Origin of the sequence: Helicobacter mustelae (genome assembly GCF_900476215.1) — a bacterium.
Taxonomy (GTDB): domain Bacteria; phylum Campylobacterota; class Campylobacteria; order Campylobacterales; family Helicobacteraceae; genus Helicobacter_H; species Helicobacter_H mustelae.
This window is the reverse complement of the sequence record NZ_LS483446.1, coordinates 267468-280113: the sequence shown is the minus strand read 5'-3', so window position 1 is coordinate 280113 and position 12646 is coordinate 267468. Positions and strand designations below refer to the sequence as shown.

9 protein-coding genes and 1 tRNA gene are annotated in these 12646 nt (G+C 42.8%); 3 read left to right on the top strand and 7 right to left on the bottom strand.

The window, feature by feature from the left end; all coding sequences use genetic code 11:
* Window positions 1-16 precede the first annotated feature (16 nt).
* From argS to DQN48_RS01275, 3 genes are all read left to right on the top strand, one after another.
* Window positions 17-1630 (top strand): arginine--tRNA ligase, encoded by a 1614-nt coding sequence (gene argS, locus DQN48_RS01285; RefSeq protein WP_013022585.1) that lies wholly within the window; start codon window positions 17-19, stop codon window positions 1628-1630.
* A 31-nt stretch (window positions 1631-1661) separates the two neighbouring features.
* A tRNA-Pro gene (locus DQN48_RS01280) sits at window positions 1662-1739 on the top strand.
* A 270-nt stretch (window positions 1740-2009) separates the two neighbouring features.
* Window positions 2010-3002 (top strand): HoxN/HupN/NixA family nickel/cobalt transporter, encoded by a 993-nt coding sequence (locus DQN48_RS01275; protein ID WP_013022584.1) that lies wholly within the window; start codon window positions 2010-2012, stop codon window positions 3000-3002.
* A 214-nt stretch (window positions 3003-3216) separates the two neighbouring features.
* Here DQN48_RS01275 and DQN48_RS01270 read toward each other — a convergent pair whose 3' ends face one another.
* The 7 genes from DQN48_RS01270 to ftsH all read right to left on the bottom strand — a co-directional run bounded on the left by DQN48_RS01270 (window position 3217) and on the right by ftsH (window position 12627).
* Window positions 3217-4863, bottom strand: a complete 1647-nt coding sequence (locus DQN48_RS01270; RefSeq protein WP_013022583.1) for an alpha-keto acid decarboxylase family protein — start codon at window positions 4861-4863, stop codon at window positions 3217-3219.
* Between the two features lie 403 nt (window positions 4864-5266).
* On the bottom strand, window positions 5267-6949 hold the full coding sequence (locus DQN48_RS01265) for an ABC transporter ATP-binding protein (RefSeq protein ID WP_013022581.1): 1683 nt from the start codon (window positions 6947-6949) through the stop codon (window positions 5267-5269).
* A complete protein-coding gene (gene copP, locus DQN48_RS01260; RefSeq protein WP_013022580.1) occupies window positions 6946-7149 on the bottom strand; it encodes a copper-binding metallochaperone CopP in 204 nt (67 codons plus the stop codon). The genes DQN48_RS01265 and copP overlap by 4 nt, the downstream gene beginning before the upstream one ends.
* Before the next feature lie 9 nt (window positions 7150-7158).
* Entirely contained in the window at window positions 7159-9348 is a 2190-nt protein-coding gene (locus tag DQN48_RS01255; RefSeq protein WP_013022579.1) for a heavy metal translocating P-type ATPase, read from the bottom strand.
* Between the two features lie 66 nt (window positions 9349-9414).
* A complete protein-coding gene (pssA, locus tag DQN48_RS01250) occupies window positions 9415-10134 on the bottom strand; it encodes a CDP-diacylglycerol--serine O-phosphatidyltransferase (RefSeq protein WP_013022578.1) in 720 nt (239 codons plus the stop codon).
* Window positions 10131-10730, bottom strand: coding sequence for a phosphatidylserine decarboxylase (locus tag DQN48_RS01245; RefSeq protein WP_013022577.1), 600 nt, complete (start codon window positions 10728-10730; stop codon window positions 10131-10133). The genes pssA and DQN48_RS01245 overlap by 4 nt, the downstream gene beginning before the upstream one ends.
* Before the next feature lies 1 nt (window position 10731).
* Complete coding sequence (gene ftsH, locus DQN48_RS01240) at window positions 10732-12627, bottom strand: ATP-dependent zinc metalloprotease FtsH (protein WP_013022576.1); 1896 nt, start codon at window positions 12625-12627, stop codon at window positions 10732-10734.
* Between the last annotated feature and the right edge of the window lie 19 nt (window positions 12628-12646).

Below are 12646 nucleotides of genomic sequence, written 5' to 3'. Positions count from 1 at the left end.
TCATCAAGGAATCTGGATGCATCAGACGATCAAAAAACTTTTAGAAGACGCGCTGGATGTCAGAGACATCACCCTTGAGATGCCCAAAAACAAAGATTTTGGGCATTATGCCACGCCCATCGCCTTTACTTTGGCAAAAACCTATAAAAAATCCCCTGCCCTCATTGCAGAAGAGCTCGCAAAAAAATGCGAGGATATCAGAATCCAGGATACTGAAATCCTTGAGCGAGATATCGAGGTTTTTGAAAAAGTAGAGGTGATTGGGGGATACATCAATCTCACACTTTGCCATGCATTTTTGGAATCCATGGCAAACAAAACACTCAAAGCTCCACGAAGAGAACCAAAAAAAAAGCGCATCCTATTGGAGTATGTGAGCGCCAATCCCACCGGTCCCTTGCATATTGGACATGCCAGAGGAGCGATATTTGGTGACAGTCTGGCCAAGATTGGCAAATTTTTGGGCTATGACATCAAGACAGAGTATTACATCAATGATGCTGGCGCACAAATCCAGATGCTGGGACTTTCCATCATGTTGGCAGGGCAGGAACATCTGCTCAAGCAAACAGTGGAATATCCTGAAAATTCCTATAAAGGGGAATACATCATCGATCTAGCAAAACTCGCACAGGAGCGCTTTGGGAATGATGTTTTTAGCGCGCAGCATATTCCAGAGTTAAGCAACTTTGGCAAAGATTTGATGCTAGAAGAAATCAAGAGTAATCTAGAAGAAGTTGGCATTACTTTTGATTTTTTTGTCAGCGAAAAGGAATTGTATGAGGAATGGGATTCCACACTTTCCTTGCTGCAAAAAAATGATGCCATCTATGAAAAAGACCAGAAATTTTGGCTCAAATCCCAGCAATTTGGGGATGAAAAAGATCGAGTGATTATTCGAGATGATGGCGAGCCCACCTATTTAGCAGGAGACATCATCTATCACAATGATAAATTTGCACGAGGCTATGATTCTTATATCAATATCTGGGGGGCCGATCACCACGGCTATATCAATCGGGTTTTGGCGAGTTTGGAACATCTGGGATTTGATAGCAAGAAACTAAAAATTATTTTAGCTCAAATGGTGAGTTTGCTCAAAGATGGTCAGCCCTATAAAATGAGCAAGCGTGCAGGAAATTTTATCTTGATGAAGGATGTTGTGGCAGATATTGGGGTGGATGCGCTACGCTTCACCTTCCTCTCAAAGAAGCTTGATACCGCGCTGGAATTTGATATTAAAGATCTCAAAAAACAAGATTCTAGTAATCCCATTTTCTATATCAATTATGCCAATGCGCGCATTCACACACTTTTTGAAAAATGTGAAAAACACTATAATTTTGCAAACATTTCCCTACGAAATCTAGAAAATCAAGATGCCTATGATCTGCTTTTTCAAGCTCTGCAGCTGCAGAGGGTGTTGGAGAATGCCTTTGAGGAATATGCACTCCAAAAAGTCTGTGAATATCTCAGAGGCATCGCGGTAAGTTTCCATACTTTCTACAACAATTACAGAATCCTAGGTTCTGAGGAAGAGGCTGAGCTACTCAAGGTATTCCATATCGTGAGCCATACTCTGACACTGGGACTGGGACTTTTGGGAATTTGCATCAAAACAAAAATGTAATTTAAGCTTTTGTGCTACAATTGCAATTCATCGGAGTATAGCGCAGCCTGATTAGCGCGCACCCTTGGGGTGGGTGAGGTCGTGGGTTTGAATCCCGCTACTCCGACCATTGCATAAACTTCCTAAATTCTCTCTTACTTAATATTATAAGATAACCTCCAAATCCTCTATTTTATGGTATTACGCTTTTTGATTATAAGCAATAATTCACACATAATCTTGTAGAAAATCTAAAAAATACCGCAAAATATTTTTTTAGTGGGGATGGATTGGGGATAGAAAAACTATGAAAAACTCCACAAAAGCTCACAAAGCATCCATAATTCTGCAGTGCCGTGCAAGATTTTTGATAAAATATTACAAAAATCAAAGGTTTTTCATGCGCGAATTTCTACCCTATACCCTTGCCATTGTTTTCTTACATGCTTTGGGATTGACTTTGCTATTTTTATCCAATGATGCTAGATTTTATGCCCTAGCGGCCACAGCTTATGCTCTAGGATCGCGACATGCCTTTGATGCAGATCACATCGCCTGCATTGATAACACCATCCGTAAACTTTTAGAGCAGAAGCAAAATGCCATGGGGGTTGGCTTTTATTTCTCCATGGGGCATTCTAGCGTCGTGATTTTAGCCACGGTAGCGAGTGTGTTTGCGCTAAATTGGATGGATAGCAACATGCCCGCCATGAAAGAGCTAGGGGGTGTCATAGGCACCATTGTATCTGGTTCCTTTCTGCTCTTGCTGGGCCTTTTTAATGTGTTTATTCTCATAGATCTATTCAAGGTTTTTGCGCGCAGCAAAAGCGGATCTTATAGCGAAGAAAACCTGGAGGAAATGCTACAAAACAGGGGTTTTATGAATCGCTTTTTTAAACCCCTCTTTGCCTTTGTATCAAAGAGTTGGCACATCTATCCCATTGGCTTTTTGTTTGGTCTTGGTTTTGACACAGCTAGTGAAGTGGCGCTTCTCTCCCTCTCAGCTGGCACCATTCAAATCAGCATTCTAGGCATGCTCTCCCTACCTATTCTCTTTGCTGCTGGCATGAGCCTATTTGACACCTGCGATGGGGCATTTATGATTAAGGCCTATGACTGGGCTTTTAGAACTCCTCTTCGCAAGATTTACTACAATATTACAATCACATTGCTAAGCGTACTTGTGGCCTTAGTCATTGGTCTTATTGAGCTCTTCCAAGTGCTCGCACAAAAGCTGCACTGGGAGCTTAGTGGATTTTTGGGCTATGTGGCGGAGCTAGATTTTGGAGACTTGGGTTTTTATCTTGTTTTCTTGTTTATCTTTGTATGGCTGTTATCTTATGGCATCTGGCGCTTTGGCAAAATCGAGCAAAGATGGAGCGCACAAAAGTAGTTCTTTTTTGGATGATGCCAACTCACAAACTCCTGGGGTAATCCCCGGGCATCTTGCCTCCAAAATCCCAATTAAAGCTAACCCCCTCATCATGCCCCTAGCTTACTAAAATCACTTCCTCATCCTCAAAAACCAAATCACAAACTAACACCCCCCACACAATCGCTCATGCAGGATTTGGCACCATAAGCAAAAACAAAAATTAGCATGAAGTTTAATAGCTATTTTGCGCGGAGAAAAGCCCTCCTAGTTTTTTGAGGAGTGCTGGTGCATCATCTCTATCCATCACAACCTCTATAAGAGCGAGTTGCTTTGCATGCACCCTTGCGCTTTCAAAAGCCTCCTCTAATTCTTTGACACAAGAAGCTCTAAAGATCAAAGCCTCGCGCTTTAGCGTGACATCAAATGTATCAATCAGCTTTGTGTAATGCCACATATTAATGTCATTGTATTTGCGATTTGGGCCATGGATACATCGCTCCACTGTATAGCCATCATTATTGATTACAATGATAATTGGGTTGATATTCTCTCTTAGCATGGTTGAGAGCTCTTGGGCGGTTAGCTGCAAGGAACCATCACCAATGAGCAAAATATTTCTGCGATCTTTGTTTGCCAGACAAGTGCCTAGCACTGCACCAAAAGTATAGCCAATTGAGCCCCACAAAGGCTGGCAGACAAATGTCACACCCTCAGGCAGTCTGACATCCACAGAGCCAAAAAACGAAGTTCCCTGCTCAGCGATCAAAACATCATTGGGCTCTAAGTGCTTTTCTATGAGCCCAAAAAATCTCTCTTGAGTGAGGGTATCTGAGGGATGAGGTTTTTGCTTGGGCAAGGAGGTATGAGTGGAGCGATGGGGATGAAATTTTAGAGCGGAGAGTTTTTTTAGCACATCTTGCATCAGGATGTCACTATAAATTTTATCTCCGATGCGACTGTGGAAGGGATGGATTTCAATTGTCGGAGGATCCTTGGAGATGTAATTAAACCCAGCAGTAAGCGAGTCAGTGAGTTTGACGCCAATAAGAATACTGCAATCTGCTTGCTTGATGGCTGAGGTTACAGCCTCATCACTTAGAATTCCATTGTAGATACCCACAAAATTGGGGTGACTCTCTTTGAACACGCCCTTCCCCATAGACAGCGAGGCTATAGGGAGATTGGTCTTTTGAATAAATTCATGGAGTGCAGAATTGAGCCCATAGCGATTGACTTCATAGTCTGCTAATACGATTTGAGCTTTTGAGCCTAAGAGCTCTTTCTTCACGCCAGCAATGAATGCATCTAGGATTTTTTTATCACTTTGTGGGTGATAGTCCACACTCTTAGAGGCTTCGATCTGCAGGCCTGGCACATCCACTGGTATGCCAATGTAGACTGGCTTTTTTTGTAGATGACATTCTCGCAACACACGATCAATCTCTTCTTTTGCATTTTGCTTGTTTAAGATGGTTTGAGCAACTGTAACCTCCTCATACATGCGATAAAACTTCAAAAATTCTCCATCTCCCAGCGTGTGATGCACAAGACGCTTATTTAGAGAAATATTTCTTGATGGCATGCCAACAATTTTGACAACAGGCACATTTTCTGCATATGCCCCAGCAATGCCATTGATAGCACTCAGCTCACCCACACCAAAGGTGCTCACCAAGGCACCCATTGGTCGAATACGAGCATAGCCATCTGCAGCATATGAGGCATTGAGTTCATTACAATTTCCTATCCATTCCAAATCCTCATCATCTTCTATCAGATCCAAAAAGCCTAGATTATAATCTCCGGGCACACCAAAAATATGCTCAATACCATAGTCTTTCAATCGATTCAAAAGATATTGTCCAATGCTAATCTTCATGTAAATCCTTCATGCTTTGATAACAAAATCAAAATAAAATCTAAGTAATGAACAACAAACAAAACACCAATGTCATAAAAATATGAAAATTTCACAATCTTTGAAGCAGGCCAGGGGTAGCTAGATTTGGCTTGCGCAGTTATGGGTTGGCGGGGATTGAGATAAAAGTGATGGCAACAACCGTGCTAGAATCAAAATTTAGAGCACTTGATGCATCGATGGTATAGACTCAATGGCAAAACAGAGAGGAACTAGCACATCAAAGATCCAGGCCAATCTCAATTGAGAAAATTTGGGGGCAAAAACATCAAAGGTCTTGCTCTTTATGGGAAAATTTAGAGAATGCAAAATGCCAAAGACCCCAACTCATCCCCAGACTCCTTTCTAGAAATTTTTAGAGAGATTATAAAGGAGTCAGAATGTCTCTGCTTAGCTCTTTGGAATACCTTTCACTCACCCTACCATTTTCAAAAGAATAAATCCTATTGGCAAGCTCGATGGTGCTGGGGCGATGGGCGATAAGGATGACGATTTTGTCATGTGCGATTTTGGCAATGGTATTTTTGATGGATTCTTCTGTTTTGCCATCAAGGGCTGAGGTGGCTTCATCTAAAATCAACACCCGAGGATTCTTATAGATTGCCCTTGCAATCGCGATGCGCTGACGCTGCCCACCGCTGAGATTCGTACCCGTTTCATCCAAGATGCTATGAATCCCCTGGGGGAGTTTTTGGATAAAATCCATGGCATCCGCCTGCTTGAGCGCCTCAATCACACGATCCTCATCCACCGGGCTTCCATAAGCCACATTTGCCAAAACACTATCATGGAAAATAAAAATTCTCTGCGTCACAATCGCCATCTGCTCGCGGATGCTGTGCTGGGTGAAATGTTTGATGTCCTGTCCATTAATGCAAATCTGCCCCTCTGTGCAATCATAAAGACGCAAAATCATGCTCACCATCGAGCTCTTGCCGCTGCCACTCTTCCCCACAAAAGCTACAATCTCATTGAGACAGAGCTTCATATTCACATTAGAGAGTGCATGATGTCTACCATAAGAGAGACCCACTTGCTTGATTTCAAGGCTCTCAATGGGATCTTTTAGCACAAAATCGCCATCTTGGACCAGTGGCTGGCGATCTAAAATCTCAAAAATCCTATCACTTGCAACAATTGCCTCCTGATAGGAGGTGGCCATGTTTACAAGCCTTTTGATGGGGGTATAAAGCATAAAAAGCGCAGTGAGAAAAGAGAAAAACGCCCCTGTGGTGAGATTGCCATGGATGACTTCATTGCCCCCAAGATAAATGATGAGGCCAATGGCAACCGCGCCCAAAAACTCCATAATAGGCGCATTGATCTGCCCCCAAAATGCACTCTTTAACCCCAATTTGAAAAAATGCTCATTTTGCAGAGTGAAATTTTTTGCCTCGATTTTCTCGCCATTGTTTGCTTTGATAATTTCAATATTATTGAAAATTTCTGCGAGCTTTGCGGTGATGTCAGAATTTTTTTCTTGGTTTTGGCGGGCGATTTTTTTGATCTTTTTGATAATACGGCTCATGGGATAGGCCGCCAGTGGCATGATAATAAGGCCAATTACTGCTAAACGCGGACTCTGATAGATCACCACGCCAACGAGCCCCAAAGCCGTAAAAATCTCCTGGGCAGCTTGGGCAAAATAATGCGACACACTAGATCGTATCATCCCAATATCATTGGTGATTCTAGCAATCAACTCGCCCTTGCGCATATTGTTAAAAAAACCCATTTCCATTTCTAGCATTTTTTCTAGCATCTTGTTACGAATTTTTTTAACAATATCTAGACCAATGTAATTCATAAAATATGTCTGTGCCAAGATTCCCACCCCCTTGCCCACATAGCAAAAAATGACCAAAAATGGCAGGATTACAAGCATTTGAAGATCTTTTTTGATAAAAATATCATCCAATGCAGGCTTGATGAGATAAGCCCCCCAAGCCGTACAAGCTCCTGTCAGAGCAGTGGCGAGGATGGCAATGAGGAAATAAAGCTTATATTCTTTGATATAAGGCCAAAAGCGCTGATAAAATCTTCTCATTCCCGCACTTCATAGCCACTATCTAAAATCGCATCCTTGATTTGGGTTTCTAGCGCTGCAGGCTCAAACACCACCTTGACTTTTTGATTTTGCAAATCCACATCCACCAACTCCACCCCATCAATCTCGCCGACAAATTTCTCGATCTTGTCGACACAATGATTGCAACGCATACCATCTACCAAAAAAATCTTTTCCATATTTACTCCTTAAAATTTAAAAAATCGAAGTCTCTGCGCATTTAAGATCACACTCAGGCTGCTCAGAGACATCGCAAACGCAGCGACCATGGGGTTTAACATAAATCCCAGATGATACAAAATCCCTCCTGCAATGCTGATGGCGATTATATTATAAAAAAATGCCCAGAAGAGATTTTGTTTGATATTCCGCAGGGTCTGGTGAGAAAGTTTGATGGCATTTACCACACCTTTGATTTGATTATTTAGCACCACGACATCTGCTCTCTCTTGAGAGAGATCATTGCCCCCGCCCATTGCCAGAGAAATATCTGCTAGGGCCAGTGCTGGTGCGTCATTGAGGCCATCACCCACCATCATGACCCTCTGACCAGAAGACTTGAGATTTTCAATAATTTCATATTTTTGATGGGGCTTGAGATTCCCAAAATACTCCGTAATACCAAGCTTTTGCGCAACACTTTGCACCACACCTTCTTGATCACCGCTTAGCATCATCACACCGATATTTTGAGATTTGAGAAAATCAATGACACCCCTTGCATCTTCACGAATCTTGTCCTCCAAAAATAAAACACCCAAAAGCTCTTCTTTGCCATCTATGACCCTGGCAACAAATACACTTGTAAGATGGGCTTCCTCAGCAATGCTTGCATCAAAAAAATCCTTCTTTCCAATTTTATACATCACACCCTCCAATCTTCCTGCCACCCCCATACCCGCGGTATTTTCAAAGTCCATCACTTCGCTTTTTTGCACCCCCTTCTCCTCTGCAAATTTCAAAATTGCTTTAGCGATAGGATGCTCGCTGCGATCTTCTAGACTGCTGGCAATTTGCAGCAGCATTCGCGCACTGAAATCCTTGTGATAGCTTTTAATCTCACTAATCTCTAGCCTTCCCTCTGTCAGGGTACCTGTTTTGTCAAATAGGACTTTTTGGACTTTGTGCGTGTTTTCCAAAGCTTTGGCATTTTTAAAAAGCAGAGAATTTTTCGCACCCCTGGTACTGGCAATAAGAATCGCCATGGGCGTGGCAAGTCCTAGGGCGCAAGGACAACTCACCACTAAAATACTCACAAACACCTCTAATGCAAAAGCAAAATCCCCGCGATACACCCACCAAAACACAAAGAAAATGAGGCCAATAAGCAAAACAAAAGGCACAAAATATCCTGAAACCACATCTGCCAAACGTGCCACTGGAGCCTTGGAATCCTGGGCTTTGCGTACAAGCTTGAGCACCTCCGCAATGGTGCTATGTCTAGAATCTTTTTGAGCACGCAGAATACAACCCTGATCCAACATCACGCTTCCAGCAAAAACTTGGTCATCAACCTTTTTGTACACGGGCACGCTCTCTCCACTAAGCATGGATTCATCGACATTCCCACCCCCCTCTATAATGAGGGAGTCCACGGGAATCGTACCCCCTGGCAAGACCTTGAGCACATCCCCTGCTACGACATCTTTGACCGGCACCTCTTGATAGCTATTATCCTCCTGTAAGCGCAAAGTGGTTTTTTGGTAGAAATTAAATAATAAATTGAGCTGCTCTAGGGATTTATTTTTGGCATAGCTCTCTAAATATTTTCCAAGTAGGATAAATGCCAAAATCACGCACACGCTCTCAAAATACAAAGGATATTCCACATGATCAAACATAATCTTGACATAAATAAAGAGGCTATAGAGGAAGGAAACTCCACTGCCAAGGGCCACAAGCGTATCCATATTGGGGGTGGAATGCAGCAATGCCCCAAAACCACGGATATAAAAATGTCTCCCAAGATGCATGACAATCAATGTGAGAATCAACTGCAAGGTGACATTGACATGCAGGCCAAAGAGGGGTTCTTGCATCGGGATGACTAGGGGCAGCATGGAGAGGGTAAGCACCATGGCACTCAGTATCATGGCCAAAATCACGCGGGATTGAGGAGTGAGAAAAAGTTCATCAAATTTCTGGATCCAGCTTAGCTTTTTTTCTTCTTTGTCGCTGGGTTCATAACCCATCTTGCTAATCTGGGAAAAAATAGCCTCCAGCGTAATCTTTGACTCATCATACTGCACATGCGCAGACTCCCCCACTAGATTAACTTCAATTTTTTGCACTCCGCTTTTGCGACCAAGGGAGCGCTCTATACCAGAAGAGCAAGAAGAGCAACTCATCCCCTTAATCTTGAAATAGGCTTCTTTCATGGGTCTCCTTCGTGTTTTGGGGCGATTCTATGGTAACAAATCAAATAGAGGGTAAAACCCCTTGTGCTAACCCTTAGTCATTTTTGTGAACAAAATCTTGATAATCACCACAAAAATCCAGCGCACAATTCCATAGAGAATATAGAGCGTGATAATGCCACCAACAACTTCCTGAGGTCTGAGATAGATGGCACCAAGCAATAGGATAATCAACACAAAAGTTCGGATATTCCATTTCATTTTTTTGAAGCTGGGGTATCGGATATTACTCACCATCAAAATGCCGAGCAATAAAGCCAGTGGCAATAGCAAATAAGAAGTCCCAAAAAAGTCCAAAAAACGATATTGCAAATCCAATAAAATCCAAAGACTCAATGCGATGGCAGCTCCAGGTATGGGCAATCCAATAAAGGATCCTGGCTCTGTGCTTCCTGTAGAAATATTGAAGCGAGCCAGTCGAATCGCACCAAAAATCACAAACACTGCGCTAATCAAGATCCCATAGCGCCCATAATTGATGCCAGAATAAAAATACAAAAGCATCGCAGGTGCCACACCAAATGCCACAACATCAGCAAGAGAGTCAAATTCGATGCCAAATTTGCTTGTGGTATTTGTGAGTCTGGCTACACGACCATCAAGCCCATCCAAAATCATCGAGATCAAAACCAGCCAACATGCCTCCTCAAACAAACCTCGTGAAGAAAAAATAATGCTCACAATGCCCAAAAAAATGCTTCCTGCCGTAAAAAGATTGGGGAGCACATACAAAGGGTTGATATTCATTTTTTGTATCCCAATAAAGTTTCTCCCCCCTTTAGCACATCGCCGATATTGACCCTCAAATCCAAGAAATTCTCTTTGAAAACTACCTGCAATCTTCCTAATTTGCAAAAACCAATGCGATCGCCTGTAAGGGCATCTGGAAGCGGATAAAAATTTGCCTGGAAGATTTCAGGCTCGATAATCATGTCAAAATCCTCACTTTGATAATACATCCTTTGATTCACCTTCTCTTTGGTGGCCTCTGGGACAAAAGACGCCCTTAGCCCATGTCTAATCTTGAACGAGATATTGCGCGCATCATAAGGAGCGCGCAGCAATCCAACATCCACCCAATCAATGGCAATACTAATGTACACAAGTCCACTTTGATACCAGATATCAGTAATCTTCCCATCACTAGGAGCAAGGACGACGCCCTCTCCGCGCTCACTTGCAAAGCGCTCGGGATTGCGAAAAATAAAAATCCACATGGCTAAAAAAATTAGCAGAAAAAAAAGCAAGAATCTCAAATCCAATAAAAATGCAACAAGAAAGATCAAAATGCCTATGCCAAGTCCCTTAAACCCCTCTTTAGCCAAAAACTGCGTACGCACCATTTTAGAGCTCTTCTCTCTGCACCAAGCGAGTTTCTAGCCCCCTTTCTCTTTCATAATCTCCCAAAATCTCGCGTACCCGATTGCCATCAATCACCTCTTTTTCGAGTAACTCGGCTACCATTTTCTCAATAGCATCTCGATAGTCACGCAGAGTTTGTTTTACAGCGCTATAGCGCTCATTGAGGGTTTCTTTGATGTAATGATCCATGGATTCTGCAATCTTTTCACTAAACTCCCTAGAAGAACCCATTCCCCCGCCCAAAAAAGCATTGCGTGATTTTTCTAACACCATTAACCCACTCACATCCGTCATGCCATAATAACTCACCATCGATTTTAAAATATCTGTAGCGCGCTCCAAGTCATTACTTGCCCCTGTGGAAATCTCCTCCAAGAACACTTCTTCTGCTGCGCGACCGCCTAGGAGCACGTCAATTTTTGCAATGAGTTCATGCTTTTGAATGAGGTATTTATTTTCCTCAGGCGTATTGAGAGTATAGCCAAGTGCTGCCATCCCGCGCGGGATGATGGAGACCTTATTGACACGATCTGATCCCTTGGTCATCTCTGAGATCACCGCATGTCCACTCTCATGATAAGCCACGATTTTTTTCTCCTGCGGAGAGATTCTACGAGATTTTTTCTCCAATCCCGCAATACCGCGCTCTACAGCTTCTTTAAGATTTTTCTGAGAGACTTCTTTTTGATTTGCACGCCCCGCAAGGAGTGCAGCTTCATTGATGATGTTTGCCAAATCCGCACCAGCAAGCCCCGCAGTGAGCTTGGCAATCTCTTGTAAATCCACATCTTTGGCAAGTTTCACAGATTTGATGTGCACCTTTAGGATTTCGATCCTGCCATTGAAATCTGGTTTATCCACAAGCACCTGCCGATCAAATCTGCCCGGGCGCAAAAGTGCAGGATCTAATACCTCGGGTCTATTTGTAGCAGCCAGCACAATCACAGGGGCATTTTCTGATCCAAATCCATCCATCTCTGCGAGCAATTGGTTGAGTGTCTGCTCTCTTTCATCATTGCCGCTAATCATCCCACCAGCTGCACGAGATTTACCAATAGCATCAATCTCATCGATGAAAATCATGCTCGGAGCCTCTTTCTTTGCCATCTCAAACAAATCTCTCACACGACTGGCACCAAGCCCTACAAACATCTCAATGAAGCTACTCCCGCTCATGGAGAAAAAGGGGACATTCGCCTCACCTGCCACGGCTTTGGCAAGCAGAGTTTTGCCAGTCCCAGGAGGTCCAACCAATAAAACTCCCTTGGGGATTTTGGCACCAATAGAAGCATATCGTTCGGGATATTTGAGAAAGTCCACAATCTCTACAACCTCTTCTTTTGCCTCTTCATTCCCTGCCATATCACCAAAACGTACCTTGGGCTTTTCAGCATTCACGAGCTTCTTGGAGCTGCCCATGCCAAAAATTCCTCCCCCCATGTTTTTTTGCATCCTGGAGGTGATGAAAACCCAAATAAAAATGATAATCAAAAAAGGGAGTAGCCAGCCTAGCATTTCTGTGAAAAAATTGCTTTCGCTAAAACCACCATAGTTAATCTTTTTCTCATCCAACAATGGCACAAGTGTAGGGTCTTGGACTTTTTTTGCGACATAATAAATCTTCTGTCCGCCACGATTTCCTGTAGCTTTGATGATGGTCTGTCCAATACTCACAGAACTCACTTCATTGTTTTTAATCAATTGTTTGAGCTCATAATAATCAATATTCTTGCTTACACCGCCGCCAATTTTGTCCAAAATGCCGCCCTCTTCAGAGCTTGTGAGGCGCACAAGCAAAATAGCGAGCACGGCAAAAACAAGAAACACTAAGATGGGGTTTTGTTTATTGGGTTTTTTATTTTTTTTCTCTTGTGCCATCGTTCCCCTTTTGTCAGTT

What these genes read in the sequence shown, in the direction of transcription:
- argS (WP_013022585.1), top strand. Translation starts at nt 17, where the DNA reads ATGCATCAGACGATCAAAAAACTTTTAGAAGACGCGCTGGATGTCAGA.
- DQN48_RS01275 (WP_013022584.1), top strand. Translation starts at nt 2,010, where the DNA reads ATGCGCGAATTTCTACCCTATACCCTTGCCATTGTTTTCTTACATGCT.
- DQN48_RS01270 (WP_013022583.1), bottom strand. Translation starts at nt 4,863, where the DNA reads ATGAAGATTAGCATTGGACAATATCTTTTGAATCGATTGAAAGACTAT.
- DQN48_RS01265 (WP_013022581.1), bottom strand. Translation starts at nt 6,949, where the DNA reads ATGAGAAGATTTTATCAGCGCTTTTGGCCTTATATCAAAGAATATAAG.
- copP (WP_013022580.1), bottom strand. Translation starts at nt 7,149, where the DNA reads ATGGAAAAGATTTTTTTGGTAGATGGTATGCGTTGCAATCATTGTGTC.
- DQN48_RS01255 (WP_013022579.1), bottom strand. Translation starts at nt 9,348, where the DNA reads ATGAAAGAAGCCTATTTCAAGATTAAGGGGATGAGTTGCTCTTCTTGC.
- pssA (WP_013022578.1), bottom strand. Translation starts at nt 10,134, where the DNA reads ATGAATATCAACCCTTTGTATGTGCTCCCCAATCTTTTTACGGCAGGA.
- DQN48_RS01245 (WP_013022577.1), bottom strand. Translation starts at nt 10,730, where the DNA reads ATGGTGCGTACGCAGTTTTTGGCTAAAGAGGGGTTTAAGGGACTTGGC.
- ftsH (WP_013022576.1), bottom strand. Translation starts at nt 12,627, where the DNA reads ATGGCACAAGAGAAAAAAAATAAAAAACCCAATAAACAAAACCCCATC.